A 21,221-nucleotide genomic window follows, 5' to 3' on the forward strand; every position below is an offset into this window, starting at 1 on the left:
AGGGCATACAGCAGCACATTCAAGGCCCGCACCCGCTGGCTCCGCTGAGAATGCGCCTTGATCCCCTCCGGTTGACACGTCCAGGTCCGCCCACACCGCCCACACTGCATCCGCCACTTCAGCACCCGCCCCAGCCGGATATCCACCACCCCTCGCTCCTCTCGCTGATGGATATGCCCGCTCGCTCTCTGACAGGTGGGACATCGCCGATCCACTTGCGCTTCTTCCTTTACAATGGGAATAATATATCGCCGCATTTGGTTTCCTCCGGTAAGCATTTTTCTTAAGTTTTACAGCTTGCCAGAGGAACCCCTCTCTTTCAAGCACAAAATTTGAAACGATTACCGGGTTTTGACGGGAATGCAAAAAAGAGCCGTTTCGGTTATAATCACACGCCTTTTGTGACATCGCACTGGAATGCAGAGCAGGCTGGGCTACGATTCATACGCACCATAGCTTGTGAGTTAGCATGGTGAGGCTGGGAAGATGCGATTGATACACACCGCTGCACGACAGCAACGACGAACGCCCGCGAGGACGTTGATCAGACAGTTGAGGCGTTTCCTTGCCAGCAGAGCATATCGGCGGGTTATACAAACGCCCGCAAGGACGTTGATCAAACGGTTGACACTGGCTGCGTGGCTGGCATGCATTTTCTTGCACGTGCCTGCATCGGCGAGCCAAGCGACCGGCAAGCTCAACGGCACGGTGACCTATCAATCGAAGCAGCAGTCGCTGCCTCTGGCCGGCGTTGAGGTGATCATTCGCAGCCCCGTGCTCCCAGACGGATTAACTTCTGTGATCACGGGCGAACGTGGCGAGTTTCAACTTGGCGGACTGGTTGCTGGCAACTATACCATCACCGTCGAACTAGAGGGTTTCAAACCCCTCAGTCAAACCGTCATCATCAGGCCGGACGCGACGACATCTGTTTCGTTGGTGATGGAATTGGCGCGAACGATCAGCGAAGAGGTGGTCATCGAAGCCGGAGCGACGACGATTAACACGATCGAGTCATCGCAACAGACGGAGATCAGTCAGCGTCAGATCACCTACGCGCCGCTGGTGAGCGAGAAGTTTCAGGATACGCTGCCGCTGGTGCCCGGCGTCGTGCGCGGCCCCGATGGGTTGATCAACATCAAAGGCGCTCGCTCGAACTTATCGGCATTGCTTGTTAACAACGCCAACGCCACCGACCCGGTCACCGGCGAATCCGGCATCAGCTTGCCGATTGATGCTGTGCAATCCGTCGAGGTCTTGAGCAGTCCCTATCTGGCCGAATATGGCAAGTTGGCCGGCGGCGTCACCCAGGTCGAGACCAAAGCGGGCGGCGACAAGTGGCGTGCTTCGTTCAATAATTTTATGCCGCGTTTGCGCCGGCGTCAGGACCCACTGACCGGCGACACAGCGATCGTTGGCATCGAATCGTTTACACCACGACTGCGAGTGAGCGGCCCCCTGGTCAAACAGAGACTAATCCTGGCACAAACGTTTCAGTATCGCTTTGTGCGAACCAAGGTGGATGTATTGCCCGACCCTCAAGAGCCGCCCGTGAAAGTTGACGCCCGCGGCGAAATCGAACGCGATACACAACTGGAGAGCTTCGACTCGTTCACCGAACTCGGCTATCGCATCAACGACAAACATGAATTGACGGCAACGTTGTCGCTCTTCCCGCAGAACCATCGGTTTGTCAATCTCAGCGCATTCAATCCTCCACTGGTGACGCCGAATCTGCGTCAACGCGGCTTTCAACTGGGATTGAACGAACGTGCGTTCCTCACCGCCAACCTGGTGTTGAATTCGCTGCTCACCATCCGCACATTCGACATCGAAATTTTTCCCAATGGACATCGGCCAATGATCTTCACCCCCGAAGTCAACACGGGAAGTTTCTACAATCGGCAAAATCGCAAGACGGATCGGATTGAATTGCTCGAAACGCTCAGCTACCAACCTTCGATGCGACATTTCTTCAAATTCGGGCTGAACGCGGCGCATACCAAGTTCGACGGCTTTCATCACAGCTCGTCGGTGCATATTCTCAGGGCCGATGGTACGCTGAGCCAACTCATTGAGTTTGTCGGCGACCCGTATGTGGAGCGGGATACAACCGAGATCACGCTGTTTGCGCAAGACAAATGGATGGTGCATCGTCGCGTGACCTTTGATGTCGGTTTGCGCTATGACCATGAAACAATAGCCGATGAGCATCTCCTCGCCCCTCGATATGGATTCGTCATTATGCCCACGCGCGACGCGCGCACGGCGATTCGCGGCGGCGTCGGATTGTTTTGGGGCAAGATGCCGTTGAGCGTCGGCGCGTTTGATCAACTTCAACAGCGCGTCGTCACATTGTTTGGCGCAGACGGCCGCACGCCGCTTGGGCCGGCTCGCCGGTTCACTCACGTCATCGGCGCCGGTCGCCCACGCACCCCATACAATGTTGCTTGGAACATTGAGGTGGACCGCGAGCTGACGCCGCAACTGACCCTGCGGCTGGGCTACGCGCAACGCGAGGGCCGTCGCGAGCTGATTATCAATCCATTCGACGATCCGCGCGATGGGACTCGCGGCGTGCTCCAGTTGAGTAACGGCGGACGGTCACACTACAAGGAATTTCAGGTGATCGCGCGTTACCGGTTTGGCGAAGCGAGCAATATCTTTGCCTCTTACACGCGCTCAGCAGCGACCGGCGACTTGAATGCGTTCAACGAGTTCTTTGGCAATTTCCAAAATCCGATCATCCGCCCCAACGAAGTCTCACGATTAAACTTCGACGCGCCTAGTCGGTTGCTCGTGTGGGGCAGCGTTGATCTGCCCTGGAAAATAACCGTCTTTCCGGTGCTCGATGTGCATGACGGATTCCCCTATTCGCACATTGACGAGAACCGAAACTTCATCGGGCCACGCAATCGCGCCGGACGCTTCCCGCTGTTTGTCGCTCTGGACATGCAGATCATCAAGCGATTTCAGGTGCGCGTGCGCGGCAAACTCTACAACCTACATGCCGGCGTCAAGCTATTCAACCTGACCAATCATTTCAACCCGCGCGATGTGCAAAACAACATCAACAGCCTGACGTTCGGCCGCTTCCATAACAGCGTTGGCACATTGTTGCGGGGATCGTTCAACATTGACTTCTAGCCGCGCTCCATGCCGCATGCAGCATGATCGTCCGATCCATCATCCTTCATTTCGTGCGTCGTTCATCACGGATCGTTCAGTGTGGGTCATCCTGCTGCTGATTCTGCCCTACTGGATCAATTTGACCGGCCCTTCGTTGTGGGATTCGACCGAAGCGTTCTACACAGAAACGCCGCGCGAGATGATTGAACTGAAGAGTTACCTCGTTCCGTTCTTCAACTATCAGCCAAGGCTAAATAAGCCGCCGCTGGTTTACTGGTTGGTGATTCCGTTTTATCACCTGTTCGGCGCTGAGCATCTCATCGCTCGCGCTGTCAATGCACTGGGCGCGTCGTTGCTGGTGGTGGTGACCTGGGCGATGGCTCGCCGATTGTTCAGTGAGCGCGCCGGATTGCTGGCCGCTGCGATGATGGCAACAACGCCGCGAATGCTATTGATCGCGCAGAAGTCACTCATTGACACGTACTTTACTTTGTTCGTGGTGGCTGCGCTGTTCTTCTTTTGGCTGAGTGTCGAGCGGGAGACCTCGACGAGAACGACACTCATGTTCTATGCCATTGTTGGTCTGGCCGTGCTGACCAAAGGACCGCTGGCGCTGGTATTGACCGGCGGCATCGGGTTCTTGTTTTTGCTGGCGACCGGACGTTGGGCGCTGATTCGTCGCATGAAAATTCCTATCGGCGCGCTAATCCTCGTCAGCATCGTCGCGCCGTGGTACGTGGCCGTTTATCTGCACGTTGGTTGGGAACCCATTGCCGCATTCATTTTTCGAGATAACATCGGGCGATTCACATCAGACATTGATTGGTCTGAGCGCGGCCATTTCTTCTACGTCTCGGTGCTGCTGGCCGACTTCTTTCCGTGGTCGTTCTACCTGGTGCCGGCCGCTGTGGTCGGTTACCGACTCTACCGCGGTCGAGCAGGCGAGCATGCGCGGGTGATCTTTTTGCTCGTCTGGATAGCGTTCATGCTGACGTTCTTTTCGCTGGCGCGCAACAAGCAAGAGTATTACCTCCTGCCTCTGTATCCGGCAGCCGCGGCGCTGATCGCGCATTGGTTCGACCGATTGATGGACAGGGCCGTGAGCGTGTGGGAGCAGCGAAGCGCGCAATTGATCACGCTGCTTGTTGGCGTCAGCCTAACCATCGGGGGGGTCCTCATCGCGTTGTTCATGCAACGTGTGTTGATGCAGCCGCAGGCTGCGGCCATGATGCTCGTGCTGGTCATTGGCGCAGGATGGTTGCTGTGGCATGCGCGTCAGCAGAATCTGAAACGGATGCCGGTCGCGCTCGCCGGCGTCATGTTGTTTGGGGTTGTACTGTACCACGCTGTGTATCTTCCAGCGATTGAGCCGTTCCGTCCGACGCGGGCGCTAGCCGAGGTGATCGCGCGACGCGCCAGACCCGATGATCTGATTGGCGCCTACAACTACGCTGCGCCGAGCTTGACGTTCTACTTGCGACGCCGCACGTTTGAAGCCTTCTTGCCGGAAGTGATGAGTGAAATCCTACAGTCCAAGCAGCGCATCTTCTGTCTGGTACAGGAGCGCGATTTGCCTCAACTCGAACAGATGGCGTCGGGCCGGCTCAGGATCCTGGAACGGCGACCCCTGTTGACGTGGCGGTTGAGTGCGTTGTGGGACGCGCGCGTCCGTGAGCAGATGCCGCACGTGCTGTTGATAGTTGCTGGGGACACCGGTTCAGACTAAAGTTGTCTTCGTTTGAGTTGACCTGACATGTGACCGGTTTTTCTGCGACCTTCAGGCGGCGCACTCAGCTCGGGAAAACGTGCGGACGATTCGTCATGGATAGCGTCGCTGCCATTGCCTGCTGCCAGGATGGACGCCCTTGCTCGGCGGCGACTCGCGCTGCGACCGCCAGGTTCACCGAATGACACGGGATCAGCTCTGAGTGATGAACTTGACGCGTGCAGGCTGGCGTGGTAGCGTTCATTTCTCAACAGATGAAGACGGGACACGGGGGAGCCGGAGTGAGTCCGGCTGAGAGGGCGTCGCAGTCCGACGCCGACCCCACGAACCTGATCTGGGTAATGCCAGCGAAGGAAGCGGTTCACGAGCTAAACATTCAGGGCCGCCATCTTGATACGCTGGCGGCCCTGTTGCTTGATGGAGGAAATGACAATGACCAAACAAGCTGTAGCGCTCGGCGCTCACTATCAGTTTCCGGCCAGCCGCAAAGTCTATATTCAGGGCTCACGTGAGGACGTGCGTGTGCCGATGCGCCAAGTCACACTTTCGCCCACATCGGGACGGTACGGTCGTGAAGAGAATCCGCCAATCCAGCTCTATGACACGAGCGGCCCATACACGGACCCAGCCATACCTATTGATCTGCGACAAGGGCTAGCGCCTTTGCGCCGGAAGTGGATTCTGGAGCGCGGCGATGTCGAAGAATACGAAGGTCGAGAGGTGAAACCCATTGACGACGGCCTGACCAACGAGGCCCGTCGGACCAACACTGAGATATTTCCCGGCTTGAGCCGCAAGCCGCTACGAGCCAAGGCCGGTCGCGCTGTGACACAAATGCACTACGCGCGTCAGGGAATCATCACGCCGGAGATGGAGTTCGTCGCCATCCGTGAAGGCGTTGATCCGGAATTTGTGCGTAGCGAAGTCGCTCGCGGGCGAGCCATTATTCCCGCCAATATCAATCATCCTGAGAGCGAGCCGATGATCATCGGTCGCAATTTCCTGGTCAAGATCAATGCCAACATTGGCAATTCAGCCGTCACCTCCTCGATTGAAGAAGAAGTGGAGAAGATGATCTGGGCCATCCGCTGGGGCGCTGATACGGTCATGGACCTTTCGACCGGTAAAAATATCCACACGACGCGCGAGTGGATCATTCGGAATTCGCCGGTGCCCGTGGGCACAGTCCCCATCTATCAAGCGTTGGAAAAAGTCGGCGGTAAGGCCGAAGAACTGACCTGGGAGATTTATCGTGACACACTGATTGAGCAGGCCGAACAAGGCGTAGACTACTTCACGATTCATGCAGGCGTGCTGCTGCGCTACATTCCGCTGACCGCTCGACGTGTGACCGGCATCGTCTCGCGCGGCGGCTCGATTCTAGCGGCATGGTGTTTGGCACATCATCAGGAGAATTTCCTCTACACGCACTTTGAAGAGATTTGTGAGATCATGCGAGCTTACGACATTGCGTTCTCGCTGGGCGATGGCTTGCGTCCTGGCTCGATCGCCGATGCCAATGATGAAGCGCAATTCGCTGAACTGGAGACGTTGGGCGAGTTGACGCAAATCGCTTGGAAGCATGACGTGCAGGTGATGATCGAAGGGCCAGGCCACGTGCCGATGCACAAGATCAAAGAGAACGTGGACGTTCAAATGCAGATTTGCCACGAAGCGCCGTTCTACACGCTGGGGCCGCTGACGACCGACATAGCGCCCGGCTACGACCACATCACCTCGGCCATCGGCGCGGCGATGATCGGCATGTACGGCACCGCGATGCTCTGTTACGTCACCCCAAAGGAGCATCTGGGGCTGCCCAACAAAGAAGATGTGAAAGCCGGCGTAATTGCCTACAAGATCGCCGCTCATGCAGCAGATTTGGCCAAGGGACATCCGCGCGCCCAACAGTGGGATGACGCGCTATCGAAGGCGCGATTTGAATTTCGCTGGGAAGATCAATTCAACCTCTCGTTAGACCCGGAAACAGCCCGCGCGTTTCACGACGAGACGCTTCCGGCTGAAGGCGCCAAGCTGGCCCATTTCTGCTCGATGTGCGGGCCAAAGTTCTGCTCCATGCGCATCACACAGGACATCCGTGAGTACGCGCAGCAAAAAGGGCTGGATGAAGAACAAGCGATTCAAGTTGGCCTGGAGGAAAAGGCAAAAGAGTTCCGCCAGGCCGGCAGCGAGATTTACATCCCTGCTTAGCTGATCCGCGAATGGATGCCACTGGGCGCGAATAGGTTTCGCGTGTCTGCGCGTTCATTCGCGGTTCAAATCACCAGAGAAGTACGGCTCGACCGGCCAAACTTCTTCACATACTTGCTTCGGCGTTCACTGGCTGTTGGTGGACGCCACGTGATCCAGTACGTCGTCCAGCGCAAGAAGAATCTGCCGTCGAGGACAAAGCGCTCGTCATACTCGTATTCGGCCCGCGCCGCGCCGATCTTCATCCCGCACTCGTGGCACATCACGTCTGTTCCCGGATCAAGGTGAACCACGTCAGCAGGCGTTTCCGCTGGAGGAGTGATGCCAGACCAACTGGCCGCAGTACATGCAATGCCGATAGGCTTTCGCGTCTTTCACAAAAATCTTCGCCATACTTGCCTCAGACTTGGGCGGTGACCAACACCTCTTCGCGCGGCATGTCTACAATCTTCACGGCTATTTTTCCATTGCGCCACCTTGTCACTTTGGAAAAAGATTGCGGATTGAGCCGGCTCAAACGTCCCGACCAACTGGGCTGGGAGGGCGGTGACGTGGTGTAGCGAACGTTTGCCGACCCACGTGAGCATCGGTCACCTTTTGGCGGGTTTGATTTCCAGCTTGGCTCCGTTGGACATGTTTACACCTTCGGAGTACTACCCAGCCACTACACTTAAGTGCAATTTGAGCGACGCGAATTGCACTTTTTGTCCTCAAGGTGCAACGCCGCCCGCTTCTATTTCGCCTCCACCGATGATTCTGAGAATTTCTTGCGACTGGAAGACTCTCCCATAAGAAGTGTCACCAACCGGCTGCAAGATGCCCGCTGCCACCAGCTTCTCGACGCTCTTGCGGGCGCTATTGTAATGTCTCACACCCAAACGGCGTTGCGCCTCCGGTATGGTCAGCATAGGAGATTCAAATAGGCTGTCGGCCAACCGAAGCAGCAAGGCTGAAGCGCGGGCTTGCGTTAGCCGCTCGCGCCACTCTGATTGCAAATCCTGGAGGCGTTTGGCTCTGGTGATGGCGTCCCGCGACTGCTCGGCCACGCCGCGCAGAAAGAACAAAACCCACTCGCGCCACGTCCCGCGCTCACTCACGGCCAGCAACAAGTCATAATAGTCTTGCCGACGGCGTTCAAAAAACGCGCTCAGGTAAAGCACAGGCAGCGGCAGCAAATTCCAACTGACCAGCAACAGTGAAATCAGCAGCCGCCCGATGCGCCCATTGCCGTCCAAAAATGGATGAATCGCCTCAAACTGATAATGAATGAGCGCCAAGCGGACCAGCGGCGGGAGCTCGTTCTCGACGTGCAGGTACTTTTCGAAAGCATCCAACGCCTCGTGCATGTCCGGCACAGGAGGTGGAACATACGTCGCCTCATTCAACGTGCAGCCGGGCCGTCCAATCCAATTCTGACTACGGCGAAACTCGCCAGGCGTGGCTTGTCCACCGCGCACGCCTTCCATCAACCGTTCATGGAGTTCGCGCAGCAGGCGCAACGAAACAGGCAACGTGCTGAGTCGTTCCAGCCCATACTCTAGCGCCCGCACATAGTTCAGAACTTCTCGTACATCCGATTCGGGTGGCGATGGCTTCGCGCCGGGAAGCGGCAATTGCCCGACCTCATAAGCATAAAGATCAACAATGTCGGCCTGCGTCCCTTCAATGCGCGAGGACAACACGGCCTCACGGTGGATGAAGGGACGTACAAAGAGACGCGGGTTGGCCATCGTTCGCGCTAACCCGGACAGCTCGCCAAGCGCCCGGTCAGCCTCTGACAGCGTGCGCACAAGTTCGGCGTCAAACGGGAGCGCCGGCGGCAGCGGATGAGGCACAAACGCCCAATATGCTGTCTCCCCCTGCCCAATCCACACCAGCCGCCCCGTCGGACTTTGTTGAAAACGTTCCATGTTCATGTGTGCGCCCCTGCCCATGCCTTTCACTTGCCAAAGGTCGGTAAAGGATACGCCGTTTTCTTTTATTCTGGAAGGCCGGACCACTGGCCACGAACTCCATGACCTCTTGAATCCACTCAGAGATTGGCCGCTGGCTGCTCATGGCGCACCTTGAACCACAGGGCGCTCAGTGCTAGACTTCGCCCTCGTTTGCAACCCGACAGAGAAGGATAGGTTCTTGCTATGAGCGTGAAATCTGACCGATGGATTCGCCGTATGTGCGCTGAGTATGGCATGATTCGGCCTTATGAAGAACGCCTGATCCGCCAAGTCAACGACCGCCGTATCATCAGCGCCGGCGTCTCCAGCTACGGCTATGACATGCGCCTGGCCAAAGACGGCTTTCATGTTTTCTCGCCGATCAAAGGCAGAGAGATTGATCCGAAAAATTTCGACAATTCGAGCCTCATTGACTCGCCGCTGCGCACGGCAGAAGACGGCTCACAGTATTGGCTATTGCCGCCACTCTCTTACGCGCTGGGCGTGACCGTCGAGACGTTTAACATTCCGCGCAACGTGATAGGACTTTGCTTTGGTAAAAGCACCTACGCGCGCTCCGGTTTGATCGTCAACGCGACGCCGCTCGAACCCACGTGGCGCGGGCGACTGGTGCTGGAAATCTCCAACTCGGCGGACTTGCCCGTGCGCATTTATGCTGAAGAAGGCATCGCGCAGGTGATCTTCTTCGAGAGCGATGAGCTCTGTGAGATTGCTTACGAAGATCGCCAGGGCAAATATCAAGATCAGGCTGGCTTGGTCACGGCCAAAGTGTGACGCCGCGCCGGGCGCTCAATGCTCGGCCGTCGCTTGCGAGCGGTCCAACCGTAATTCGATACTGATTCTTTGACCAGACGTGGGCCGGCGCAGGCGTTCAACACGAACCATGAGATGGTCTGTCCGATCAAACGGGTCTCCGTTCTTGGGAAAGCGAAAATAGACAAGCCCCTGACGGCGCTCGCCCGGTTGTAGATCCTGTTCGAGCTGGAGCGCCGCTTGATCAAACTCAGCTTCAATCTCTTTGCGCGCAGCGATGCGGTAGGTGCTGATCTGATAGTAATCATACAACTGCTCAACCGCACGGCGTGGCGTCAACCATTGGAACGTTTGTCCTTGAGCATCCTTCAAACGCAATTGCAGCCCGCGAAGACGAATCGGCTCGTCTCCTTGATTGGACAAACTAACCCGCACGACAAGCAGGCGAGCCAGAATCAAATTGCCATTGAACAGGCTCATTAACTCATCTTCATCCATCAAGGCATGCGCCTGAACTGCTAACTGATGTGAGGCCGTTTGGCCTGCCAGCTCGCCCGGCACAGATTGAACCTGTGGAGAAACGCGAAACGGTTTTCCGCATCCGGCCACGATCAGGATGAGTAGAAACAGCGCTGCGCACCGGCTGATCATGGCGATTCAGCTCTCCCATCCCGGTTGGCGGTCACTGATCCAGCCGCCGCCGACGACAACATCGCCGTGATAAAACACGACCGCTTGTCCTGGCGTGAAGGCGCGTTGCGGTTGATCGAAGCGGACAGCGACGCGATCATCATCAAGCGGCTCAACTGTGGCTGGCGCTTCGTGATGCTTGTAACGGATTTTGGCTGTCACGCGTAGCGGCTCGGTCAACGCTGGGATTGAAATCCAATTCATCCGCTCGGCATGCAATGTCGAACTGAGTAACTCGCTTTCGCTGCCAACGACAATGCGCTGACGCTGGCGATCAATGCGCAATACATAGAGCGGCTGGCCGACAGCCAGATTCAATCCACGACGCTGCCCCACCGTGTAACGATGAATGCCTTGATGATAACCGATGACCTCGCCCGTGGAAGTGACGATCTCCCCTGATCCATCAAGCGATGGGAGCTCGGCGACTCGCTCGCTCAGCCCATCAGCCTTGCCGTCCACCTTCAAACCGGTACGGCGGTACTCTTCCACAAATCGCGCATACTGGCCATCGGGGACAAAGCAGATTTCCTGGCTCTCACCTTTGTGGGCAACAGGCAAGCCGGCCTCTGCGGCGATGCGCCGCACGTCTTGCTTGCACAGATGACCGAGCGGGAAGAGCGTGCGAGCCAACTGCTCTTGCGTCAGCTCGAACAGGAAATACGACTGGTCACGGCTTGCATCCACGCCTCGCTTGAGCAGGAATCGGCCGGTTTGCGAGTCTAGCTCAACGCGCGCGTAGTGCCCGGTGGCGACTCGATCAAAGCCAAGCTGGTCAGCAAACGAGAGTAATGAACGAAACTTGACGTAGGTGTTGCAGGCAATGCAAGGAATGGGCGTCCGCCCGTTAAGATACTCCTGCACAAACGGCAACACCACGCGCTGCTCGAACTCCTCCTCCATGTTCAACACGTAAAACGGAAACGCCAGGTGCGCAGCAACAGCGCGCGCGTCATACACGTCGTCCAGCGAGCAGCAACGCGATGGCAAAGGCTCACCATCGAGCCCGGCGCGACGCCGTTGGTTCCAGAGTTGTAACGTGAAACCAACAAGCTCATGGCCTTGCTGCTTCAACAGGACTGCGGCAGTGGAACTATCCACGCCGCCGCTCATGGCTACGGCGATTCTCATATCAATTGTGACCCTTCTGACAACGTGTTATTATAGCAACCTATGATTGAAACGGCAGCCGATAAGTATCGGATCACGCAAGAACCATTCTACATACCGGTCAATCACGAAGTGGAATTGTTGACGGCTGCCTACCACGCCAAGTTGCCGGTGATGCTCAAAGGGCCGACCGGTTGCGGGAAAACTCGTTTCGTGCAATATATGGCGTGGAAATTGGATCGCCCACTGATCACTGTGGCCTGTCATGAAGACCTTTCGGCTACCGATTTGGTCGGGCGTTTCTTACTCGAAGGCCAGGAAACAGTCTGGCATGATGGCCCGTTGACAACAGCCGTCAAGCACGGATGCATTTGTTACCTGGATGAAGTCGTCGAAGCTCGCAAAGATACGATTGTGGTGATTCATCCGCTCACCGATGACCGCCGCATCTTGCCAGTGGAAAAATTGGGCACGTTGATCCAAGCGCCGGATGAGTTCATGCTGATCGTCTCGTATAACCCAGGTTACCAAAGTGTGCTCAAAGACCTGAAACATTCGACGCGACAGCGCTTCATCAGCCTGGAATTTGACTATCCCTCGCCAGAGATCGAAACCCAGATACTGATGCAAGAAGGCGGCATTGATGCGCCGATGGCGCGCGACTTGGTCAGAATCGGCCAGAAGGTTCGCAACCTTAAAGGTCATGGCCTGGAAGAGGGCGTCTCCACGCGATTGCTCGTGTATGCGGCGCAGCTCATCGCCAGTGGGATTGCGCCACGCCAAGCTTGTGAAGTCGCCATCACCAATACCGTCACCGATGAGCTGGAGATTCAACGGAGCATTCACGAAATTATCACGACGATTATCTAGAGAAGTTGGTTCAACGAGCGTGTTGGAGCAGGTTGTACGGCATTCACGAAATGATCACGACGATTATCTAGAGAAGTTTGCGATGAACTGCACGTATCCATTGCAATAAGCGACACGATCAACTGTGATGGACTCGATCAAAGAGATTCTCGATCATAACCTGCCTGGCGTCGCGCCATCCAAAATCGAGATGCTGGCCGGCAAGTTGCGACGATTGCCGGTGGAGCGGGCGCGGATCATGCTCGATGCCGGATTATTGCTTGTCGGCTCGTCGGCGCGCGCGGCTATCGAATTTTTGTGGCACAGTCCTGACGTTGCGCGACAGTTACCGTTGGACGATGTGCGCGTCTGGGGCAAGATCGCGCGCCATCTGGTTCATGGTCATGCCGACGGCGCTATCCGGTTTTTCCAGAGCGCCGCGCCGGTGCTCCAGTCGCTGCCCGCGTCTGTGCGTAGCCTTGTGCTAGGCGTCTGCGAACGACAGACCACCATGTCTCCACCGCTGGCCATAGACTGTTTCATGGCCGCGCCGCAATTGATCAGCCACATCAACGATCAACATGTTGCCACTCGCCTTTATGCGATTGCCTATGAGATCAGCCGTCGCAGCGCCACGCAAAGCGCCGAACTGCTCAAAGCTGCGCCGCGAGTCCTTGCGTTCTTGCGCGCCGAGCATCGCGGCCCAATCCGAAAGCCAGCCCAGGACCGTCACCAATCGGACGAAGATCAGTATCAACTTATTGACGAAGTTCTAGCGCTGACAGAAGCGTTCGCTCAACGAGCCGGCGGCCTGGCCACCGAGTTTTTTGCCACGTTGCCTCAGGCACTGCCAGAAACACCTGTGCCACTGCAAATGACGCTGCTACACGCTACTCGATGCTTTCTCGAACGAGGGGGTGGCGCCGCCTTGCAATACTTTCTCGTGGCTGGACGCTTGTTGGTCAGCGCCGGCCCTGGTGCGCTCAGTCGCTGGACGGCGCTGGCGCAGAAAATTGCCGTGCAGGGAAATGCCGCTGTCTACCATTTCTTGAAGGTCACGCCGCCGGTGATCACAGCCTTAGTGGCGCTCGGTCGTCATCGCGCCGATGCGTTCACGAGCGGCGTGCTCGACGTGGTCAATGAGATAGCTGATGAGAATATCTCGCTGGCCATCGAATGTTTCAAGTCGAGTCCGACGGCGCTACAATCAAGTTCGCTCGAACAATTCGCTCGCTGGGCGCATGCCGGCTTGCGCTTGCGTCAGCGCGACATGCGCCACGCTCAGGCCTATTACGCGCTGGAAACAAAGTCCAGTCAACAGTCCTTGAATCAGCTCACGGGCGGCCTCTCACTTGACAAAGTGTTAAACACATTGCGTCTCTACATCGAAGGGTTGGCAGGTCAGCAGATCATGGTCAAACCATCACCGACGTTCGCGCTCTCACGCCTGCCCGATGAGCTGCGCCTGCATGAGGCCGCGACCGTGTATCTGCCCTCGCTGATCCACGAATTCGAAGACGAAGCGTCAAATTTCAGAATCTATAAGGCGCTGGCCGCGCACATGGCCGGCCATATCGAGTTTGGAACATACGCCACCGACACACCGCCGCTCCAATCCGTGATGACGCGCATCCAGGCAGATGGATCGCAGCAACACGCGCCGTCAACATCGGCTCAACCTGATGCCGAACCCATCAGTTATGCGACGGTGTTGTCGCAGTTTCCTGACCGTGAGTGGGCAATGCGCGTGTTCACCACGCTGGAAATGGCTCGCATTCACCAGCAGTTGAGACGTGTCTACCGCGGCTTGAGAGATGACCTTGATCTGTTTCAAACTAGGCTGCGCCAACATCGCCCCCATCTTGACACAATGAGCTCCGACCAACTGCTTGTCGAATTCCTGTTCCAACTGACGCTGTGTGGCGAATGCAGCAAGACGCTACACTCCATGTTTGCCCCGCTTGCGCCGCGCCTGCAAGACATCCTCACCCAAACCATCTATCGTCCAGAAGCCACTGTGGCCGACACCTTATTGGCGGTCTATCACATTCATCAATTAGTGGCCGGCGCGCGTCAACAACCATCTGAGTCGCTCGATTCGGATCAACGCGCGGGTCAAGCTGAGACCCAACCAGAGCCGCAATCAATGAGTGAGAACATGGCTTCGATCCATGAAGATGCGCTGGGCGACCGAGCCGACCACATTCAAGACATACACGCCGACCCTTCACAATCATGGATGGAGCTGATGGGCAAGCGTCTGCCATCTACGCTTCATTCGCAGCTCTGGTCAAACCACAATCTTTCCGAAGAGTACGCTCTTGAGCCGGGTGATCAGGTTTATTTTTACGACGAATGGGACCGTGAACTGGGCGATTATCGCGCTGATTGGTGTCGGGTCGTGCAGAAATCAGCGCGGCGTGGAGGACAACAATTCGTTCAGTACGTGCGCTCCTACTACGGGCCAATGATCGGCTCAATCAAACGGCAGTTTCAACTGCTTCGCCCTGAAGCGTTGCGACGCATACGCGGCGAGCTTGATGGAGAAGAGTTCGATCTGCAAGCAGTGATTGATTACGCGCTCGACCGTCGCACATCGGGTCGCGTCTCGGAACGACTCTACGTCCGGCGGCTGCGTAAACAGCGTGATGTGGCTGTCTCGTTTCTGCTCGATATGTCCAGTTCAACTGCGCGCACGGTCGGCCCCGCTCGCGCCGAGCGCGGGCGAGTCGCCAAGCGAATCATTGACATTGAGAAAGAAGGGCTGGTGTTGATGAGCGAGGCGTTGGAAGCGGTCGGAGACATCTACTCAATTCAAGGCTTCACCAGCGAAGGGCGCCATCATGTCAAATTTTTCGTCATTAAAGATTTTGAAGAGCCGTATGGCGCCGAGATCGAATCGCGGATTGGCGGCATCACCTACCAGAACAACACGCGACTGGGCGCAGCGATTCGCCATGCCACAGCTCGGCTCAAGCGACAAACCGCTCATACCAAACTGCTCATCGTGCTGAGCGACGGACGACCTTACGATCATGATTACGGTGACGCCCGCTATGCTCGCGACGATACCAAGGTTGCGTTGAGACAAGCGCGCCTCGATGGCATCATCCCATTCTGCATCACGATTGATCGCGAGTCCGAACCGCAACTGCGCGATATGTACGGCGAAGTGGGATACACGATCATTGATGACATTCTGCATCTTCCTGAGCGCTTGCCCGGCATCTACCGTCGTCTCACCCAGTGACGTTGCGAAACACAGCGAGAAGAATCACTGTCCCTCACGCTGGACTGGTATTTGCCTTCACATCACTGGACGATGCCCGGAAACAGGCTTGCAGAGAGCGTTTGCAGCCTGAAAGGATTTTTCTTCCGATTGCACGCAGGATTGATTTTTCATTTTTTCGATCACACTTCGCTTAACTCTTGAGAAAAAAGTTGTTGACATTTGATGCGAAAAGGTTTATAAGATGACAAGATATTGTGTGTGTGGTTCAATTGTACACAATGCGAGACTAGCCACAGGATATTGTGGTTAGTGAAATTTGAATAAGGAGAAACACTATGGCAACAAAGACGAAGAAACCAGCGAAGAAAACCACGAAGAAAGCTTCGAAGCTAATCTCCACGGCCGTTGCTCCAAAGAAGGCGGCGCCGAAGAAGAAAGCGACGAAGAAAGCAGCAGCACCCAAGAAAAAAGCGGCTGCCAAGAAAGCCACCAAGAAGAAATAAGTTTGAGGGTGGTCTCACAGCTCTGAGAGCGTTTCGCCTCAGCGAACATCAGAGCACACCCGGTGTTCTCACATCATCCGGACAAAGAACGAACCAGGCCGATGCGAGAACACCGGGAGCGATTGATAGGGATGGGTTGCCATCCCTTTTCTTTTTCTCCTGTCCACGCACGTCTTGCTCAATGCTCAACTGCATGCAACGCGCGGATGAGTCGCCATCCCTTTGTTCTGTTCTCACGGCTCCTGCTCGCTTGATCGGCGTCGCCGTGCTCGCGGATTCGCGTTGAATCTCCTGCCGGCCTGATCGTCTCGGTTCGGCACTCACCGATCGGATTGAGTTGAGCGAAGCCTCGGCTCGTTCTTTGCCAACGGCTGACGGTTCAGTGTAGAATGGCAGCCTCAGCGTGAGCGTTAATGCTAAGGAGTGAGAGCGTGAAAGTTTTCGTCACAGGTGGAGCTGGGTTCATCGGCTCGAATTTCATTCGCTATTGGCTGAACCAGTATCCGCATTCGCAGATCACCAATTTCGATAAGCTCACCTACGCCGGTAATCTCGATAACCTCACTGATGTCGCCGCGCAAGCGAACTATCGCTTCGTCCACGGCGACATTTGTCAGTACGAACAGGTGAGCGAAGCGCTTGAGCCGGACACTGATCTGTTGATCAATTTCGCTGCCGAATCGCACGTGGATCGCAGCATCGAGGATGCGACCGACTTCGTTCAGACGAATGTCGTGGGGGTGCAAACGCTGCTCGATGTGGCTCGGCACAAACGAGTCAGGCGCTTCGTACAAATTTCGACCGATGAGGTCATGGGCAGCGTCGAGCCAGGCCGCTACTTCACCGAAACAAGTCCGCTCGAGCCCAACAGTCCTTATGCTGCTTCCAAAGCCGCTGGCGAGATGTTGGTACGAGCTGCGCATCGAACGTATGGTCTTGATGTCGTCATCATCCGATCGGGCAATTGCTATGGCCCGTATCAATTTCCCGAAAAGCTCATCCCGCTGATGATCACCAATGCGCTGAACTATATGCCACTGCCGATCTACGGAGACGGAATGCAGATCCGCGATTGGGTCTACGTGGATGATTACTGCCGGGCGGCTGATCTCATTAGCCGACATGGCCGCGCTGGTGAAGTCTATTGCGTCAGTGCCCGTTCGGAAAAAACTAATTTGGAAGTGGTTGAAACATTGCTGCGGTTGCTGGACAGGCCGCGTTCGTTGATTCAGTTTGTCGAAGATCGGCCGGGTCATGACCGTCGCTATGCCATTGATCCATCCAAGTTGGAACGAGAACTGGGATGGCGACCCAAGGAATCATTTGAAAGCGGCATCGCTAAGACAGTCGCCTGGTATCAAGCCAATCCCCACTGGGTTGAAACTGTGCGTAGCGGCGCCTATCGTGATTACTACCAGCGCATGTATGGACATCGAAAGATCATCCGATGACCGAGCTGCGCCTCGACGCACGATTCTGATCACCGGCGCAAACGGATTACTTGGCCGACAGGTCGTTCAGTGGTTCTCCCCGCGCCACCATGTTGTGGCCGCATCACGAGTGGATCTTAACATTGCCGATGCCGACGCAGTGAACCGATACGTTGACGAGTGCAGCCCCGATCTCATTATCAATTGCGCAGCTTTGTCCAATGTGGATGCGTGCGAGAGCGATCCACAGGCGGCCTTTGTTGCCAACGCTGACGGGCCGCGCCATCTGGCGCAAGCTGCCCAGCGTATCGGCGCTGAACTCATTCATATCAGCACCGACTACGTCTTTGATGGGCAGAAGACAATCCCGTATACGATTGAGGATGAGCCGCGCCCTATCAATGTCTACGGAGCGTCTAAGCTGGCTGGCGAACAGTTTGTGCGTGAGGCCTGCCCGCGACATTACATCGTTCGCGTGGCTCGTTTGTTTGGGCCCGGCGGACGCAACTTTGCTAGCACGGCGCTGGAAACGGCCAAACAACATAGCCGATTGTTGGCCATCGTTGACGAGATCGGTTCGCCCACTTACGTGGTGGATTTAGCTCAGCGCCTTGAGGTGATTGCGCAACATGGCCATTATGGCACGTATCATGTCACCAATCGGGGCGCTTGTTCGTGGGCTGATTTTGCGACTTATGTCATCGAACTTGGCGGGTTGTCAGGCGTCACGATACAACGAGTACGCAGCGGCGATTTACATCGGCCAGCTCGACGCCCTGCCTATACTGAAATGCGCTGTCTGCTTTCGGAACGACTGGGATTTGAACCGCTGCGACCGTGGCAGCAGGCATACAGTGAATTTATCAACTCAGTGATAAGTTCAACGGAGCGCAATGCGCCGGCTGGGCATATAACGTAAAGGATACGTCACTTCGCTTGCAGAGATTGGAGAATTGTCCGGCGAAACTCTTGCGCCTTAGCGATGATTGTCGGTTGATCCAGCGTCAACAAACGACGGTTGCTCATCACCACGCGCCCATTGATGATAACCGTGTTGACATCGGTCGCATCAGTGGCATAAACCAATTGCGAATAGAGATCGTAGACAGGCACCTGATGTGGCGCATTCAAATCAACCACGATGATGTCAGCGCGTTTGCCGGGTTGGAGGCTGCCGATTTCTCGGTCCAGATGGAGAGCGCGCGCGCCGTTGATAGTGGCCATGGCCAAGGCCTGGCGCGCGCTGACAACTTTGGGGTCGGCTGAGGCGACTTTGTGCAGCAGCGCCGTCGTTTTCATCGCTTCAAACATGTCGAGCGTATTATTGCTGGCCGCGCCGTCCGTGCCCAGTCCCACGGCAACATCAGCGCGGAGCAGGCGGGGCACCGGCGCAATGCCCGATGCAAGTTTCATGTTGCTTTGCGGATTATGAACCACGCCGACCTGATGACGCTTGAGCAGGGCGATTTCTTCATCAGTCAGGTGAACCGCATGGGCTGCAATTAACCGAGGCGTCAAGAGTCCGATCCGTTGCAAATAGAGCACAGGACGCGCGCCGAATCGCTGACTGACATCGTCAATTTCGGTTTGCGTCTCGGCCACGTGCATGAGCACAGGAACGTCATGAGTCTCAGCGAATGATTGCACCTTTTTCAAAGTCTCCGTGGATAACGTGTAGGGCGCATGAGGCGCGATCGCCGGAACGATCAAAGGATGATGGCGATATTGGTTAATGAACCGCGCGGCATATTCCAGTGCCGCGTCCGGTGTGCGGCTATCGGGGCTGGGGAAATCAATCACTGTTTGACCGAGCACACCACGCATGCCGGCAGCGGCGGCAACGGCGGCAATTTCATCTTCAAAGTAGTACATATCGGCAAAGGTGGTCGTGCCGCCGCGGATCATTTCCACACACGCCAGCCGCGTTCCCCAGCGAACGAACTGGCGCGTGACGTTCTTGGCTTCAGCCGGAAAGATGTACTCGGTGAGCCACTGCTGCAAATCGAGGTCATCGGCGATGCCACGGAACAACACCATCGGCGCATGGGTATGTCCATTGATGAGTCCAGGTAGAACGGCTTTGTCGCGTGCATCAATCGTTTGTCGAGCGAGGAACCGCGGAGCCAGCGCGCGCCGCTCGCCGACGGCCACGATTCGATCGCCTCGAACAGCGACGAAGCCGTCATGGAAGCTGCTCCAGTCAGCATCCATGGTCAACACAGTGCCGCCTTGAATCACGAGATCAACCCGTTCACGTTGAAGCCCCGCGCGCGCGACAGCGCAACCGGCGGTCGTTACCATCACCGCCAACAAGGCCACAAGCACCGAGTGAACCGTCCGCATCATGATGATTTCGCCTTGGGAGATTTTTTGATCATGGTGATTTGATTGCCGCGCTCATTATACCGGACTTCATCCATGATGTGCCGCATCATCAGCAAGCCACGCCCACACTCGCGGAAGATATTTTCACCTTCGGTGGGATCACACACCGACGCAGGATCAAATCCATTGCCCTCGTCGGTGATAATGAAGACGGCTTGCTGCGCGTCGAGTTCGAGCACGATCTCCACTTTCTTGGTGGCATCCAGCTTATTGCCGTGACGCATAGCATTGGTGATCGCTTCATGCAGGGCAACGGCCGTGTGACAATCTTCATCAGGGTAGCCGAACCGTGTCAGATGATCGCTGAGATACATAACAACTGGGTCAACGTACTGCAACTGACTGGGAAGAACGATCGTGATCCGCTCGGTGATAAATTCTTCAATGGGCATCGCCGCCTGCTTGGCATCCATAGCATGAGCCATTGTACTCGATGGTTTTGACTCGCTTCAAGCATACCCATAGCCGCGGTGATGAGCGATTGACAGCCGCGGTGATGAGCGGTTAACAGCCGCGGTGATGAGCGGTTGACAGCCGGGAAGCGGTTGCCTATGATTGGAGCCGGATTGAGTCGAGCGGGCGTGGCGCAATTGGTAGCGCATCAGCTTCCCAAGCTGGGTGTTGCGGGTTCGAGCCCCGTCGCCCGCTCCATTCATTGAGGCCATCAACGCAAATTCATCTGGCCAAGCACGGTTTGCGCCAATGCGCCTGTCTGCTGTCCGGTCACGCGAATAATGATCGGCGTAGATGAAATCATCTCGTCCGTTACAGTGAAGCTCGCCACGAACGTGCCATCGGCGCGAGCATGCACGGGCGACGGAAAGACCACCGGACGATCGTTCACGCAGATTTCGAGAGCTTCTTCACGGCCGAACCCTGTGCCACTGACGGTGACTGTTTCTGCAGGTTTGAGCATCGCCGGTTCAACGCGCGTGATCTCTGGTAGCACTTTGAAGGTCGCATGAGCCAGTTGGTGAGCTGCTTGCGAGACGCCAATGATGTTGTTCTCACCATACGGCGCGGGCGGAACCCGAAAGACCGTCACAAAGCTGCCACGATTGTTCGTCGTCCCCGGCTTCAACCACTGGCCGTCAAACTCAATGCGATAGCTCACGTTCGGACGAAAACCGGTGCCGATCAGTTTGATCTCTGTCCCAACCGGCCCTTCGCGTGGTTGTAGTTTTAATGATGGCATAATCTCACCTCAAGCGCTCAGGAATCAGCACTCACCGGCCGAGCATCCTTCCT

At 56.2% G+C, this 21,221-nt stretch carries 16 protein-coding genes, 1 tRNA gene, 1 pseudogene and 1 riboswitch; of the genes and pseudogenes, 10 read left to right on the forward strand and 8 right to left on the reverse strand.

Annotated elements, in window-relative coordinates; genetic code table 11:
• On the reverse strand, positions 1-257 hold a 257-nt coding region (locus tag NZ823_07915), incomplete at its 3' end, for a hypothetical protein (GenBank protein MCS6805054.1).
• 355 nt (positions 258-612) lie between these two features.
• Between NZ823_07915 and NZ823_07920 the strand changes: the two genes are divergently transcribed.
• From NZ823_07920 to thiC, 3 genes are all read left to right on the forward strand, one after another.
• A complete protein-coding gene (locus tag NZ823_07920; protein ID MCS6805055.1) occupies positions 613-3,147 on the forward strand; it encodes a TonB-dependent receptor in 2,535 nt (844 codons plus the stop codon).
• A gap of 16 nt (positions 3,148-3,163) precedes the next feature.
• Positions 3,164-4,855 carry a glycosyltransferase family 39 protein gene (locus tag NZ823_07925; protein MCS6805056.1) on the forward strand — a complete coding sequence of 564 codons (1,692 nt, stop codon included), beginning with the start codon at positions 3,164-3,166 and terminating at the stop codon, positions 4,853-4,855.
• 259 nt (positions 4,856-5,114) lie between these two features.
• Positions 5,115-5,228, forward strand: a riboswitch (TPP riboswitch).
• 44 nt (positions 5,229-5,272) lie between these two features.
• A complete protein-coding gene (gene thiC / locus NZ823_07930; GenBank protein MCS6805057.1) occupies positions 5,273-7,066 on the forward strand; it encodes a phosphomethylpyrimidine synthase ThiC in 1,794 nt (597 codons plus the stop codon).
• 65 nt (positions 7,067-7,131) lie between these two features.
• On the opposite strand, the gene NZ823_07935 is transcribed toward thiC, so the two are convergent.
• Both NZ823_07935 and NZ823_07940 read right to left on the reverse strand, forming a co-directional pair.
• Complete coding sequence (locus NZ823_07935) at positions 7,132-7,311, reverse strand: hypothetical protein (protein ID MCS6805058.1); 180 nt, start codon at positions 7,309-7,311, stop codon at positions 7,132-7,134.
• Positions 7,312-7,776: 465 nt separating this feature from the next.
• Entirely contained in the window at positions 7,777-8,982 is a 1,206-nt protein-coding gene (locus tag NZ823_07940) for a Fic family protein (protein ID MCS6805059.1), read from the reverse strand.
• A gap of 222 nt (positions 8,983-9,204) precedes the next feature.
• Here NZ823_07940 and dcd point away from each other — a divergent pair, with 222 nt between their 5' ends.
• Complete coding sequence (gene dcd / locus NZ823_07945; GenBank protein ID MCS6805060.1) at positions 9,205-9,795, forward strand: dCTP deaminase; 591 nt, start codon at positions 9,205-9,207, stop codon at positions 9,793-9,795.
• Positions 9,796-9,810: 15 nt separating this feature from the next.
• Here the strand turns inward: dcd and NZ823_07950 are convergent, their stop codons facing one another.
• Both NZ823_07950 and mnmA read right to left on the reverse strand, forming a co-directional pair.
• Positions 9,811-10,425 carry a DUF4352 domain-containing protein gene (locus NZ823_07950; GenBank protein MCS6805061.1) on the reverse strand — a complete coding sequence of 205 codons (615 nt, stop codon included), beginning with the start codon at positions 10,423-10,425 and terminating at the stop codon, positions 9,811-9,813.
• A 6-nt stretch (positions 10,426-10,431) separates the two neighbouring features.
• A pseudogene (mnmA, locus tag NZ823_07955) lies at positions 10,432-11,607 on the reverse strand (tRNA 2-thiouridine(34) synthase MnmA).
• A gap of 30 nt (positions 11,608-11,637) precedes the next feature.
• On the opposite strand from mnmA, the gene NZ823_07960 reads away from it, so the two are divergent.
• The 5 genes from NZ823_07960 to rfbD all read left to right on the forward strand — a co-directional run bounded on the left by NZ823_07960 (position 11,638) and on the right by rfbD (position 18,507).
• Positions 11,638-12,444, forward strand: coding sequence for a CbbQ/NirQ/NorQ/GpvN family protein (locus NZ823_07960; protein MCS6805062.1), 807 nt, complete (start codon positions 11,638-11,640; stop codon positions 12,442-12,444).
• 127 nt (positions 12,445-12,571) lie between these two features.
• Entirely contained in the window at positions 12,572-15,673 is a 3,102-nt protein-coding gene (locus NZ823_07965) for a VWA domain-containing protein (GenBank protein ID MCS6805063.1), read from the forward strand.
• A gap of 317 nt (positions 15,674-15,990) precedes the next feature.
• Positions 15,991-16,158 carry a hypothetical protein gene (locus NZ823_07970; GenBank protein ID MCS6805064.1) on the forward strand — a complete coding sequence of 56 codons (168 nt, stop codon included), beginning with the start codon at positions 15,991-15,993 and terminating at the stop codon, positions 16,156-16,158.
• 431 nt (positions 16,159-16,589) lie between these two features.
• Positions 16,590-17,609 (forward strand): dTDP-glucose 4,6-dehydratase, encoded by a 1,020-nt coding sequence (rfbB, locus tag NZ823_07975; protein MCS6805065.1) that lies wholly within the window; start codon positions 16,590-16,592, stop codon positions 17,607-17,609.
• Positions 17,584-18,507: a dTDP-4-dehydrorhamnose reductase gene (rfbD, locus tag NZ823_07980; GenBank protein ID MCS6805066.1), complete on the forward strand. Its 924-nt coding sequence runs from the start codon at positions 17,584-17,586 to the stop codon at positions 18,505-18,507. Before rfbB ends, rfbD begins: the two co-directional genes overlap by 26 nt.
• Before the next feature lie 8 nt (positions 18,508-18,515).
• Here rfbD and NZ823_07985 read toward each other — a convergent pair whose 3' ends face one another.
• Both NZ823_07985 and NZ823_07990 read right to left on the reverse strand, forming a co-directional pair.
• A complete protein-coding gene (locus tag NZ823_07985) occupies positions 18,516-19,934 on the reverse strand; it encodes an amidohydrolase (protein ID MCS6805067.1) in 1,419 nt (472 codons plus the stop codon).
• Positions 19,931-20,365 (reverse strand): ATP-binding protein, encoded by a 435-nt coding sequence (locus NZ823_07990; GenBank protein MCS6805068.1) that lies wholly within the window; start codon positions 20,363-20,365, stop codon positions 19,931-19,933. The genes NZ823_07985 and NZ823_07990 overlap by 4 nt, the downstream gene beginning before the upstream one ends.
• Positions 20,366-20,548: 183 nt before the next feature.
• Here NZ823_07990 and NZ823_07995 point away from each other — a divergent pair.
• Positions 20,549-20,624, forward strand: a tRNA-Gly gene (locus NZ823_07995).
• Between the two features lie 13 nt (positions 20,625-20,637).
• On the opposite strand, the gene NZ823_08000 is transcribed toward NZ823_07995, so the two are convergent.
• A complete protein-coding gene (locus tag NZ823_08000; GenBank protein ID MCS6805069.1) occupies positions 20,638-21,168 on the reverse strand; it encodes a hypothetical protein in 531 nt (176 codons plus the stop codon).
• Positions 21,169-21,221: the final 53 nt, after the last annotated feature.

Source organism: Blastocatellia bacterium (genome assembly GCA_025054955.1).
Classification (GTDB): Bacteria; Acidobacteriota; Blastocatellia; order HR10; family J050; genus JANWZE01.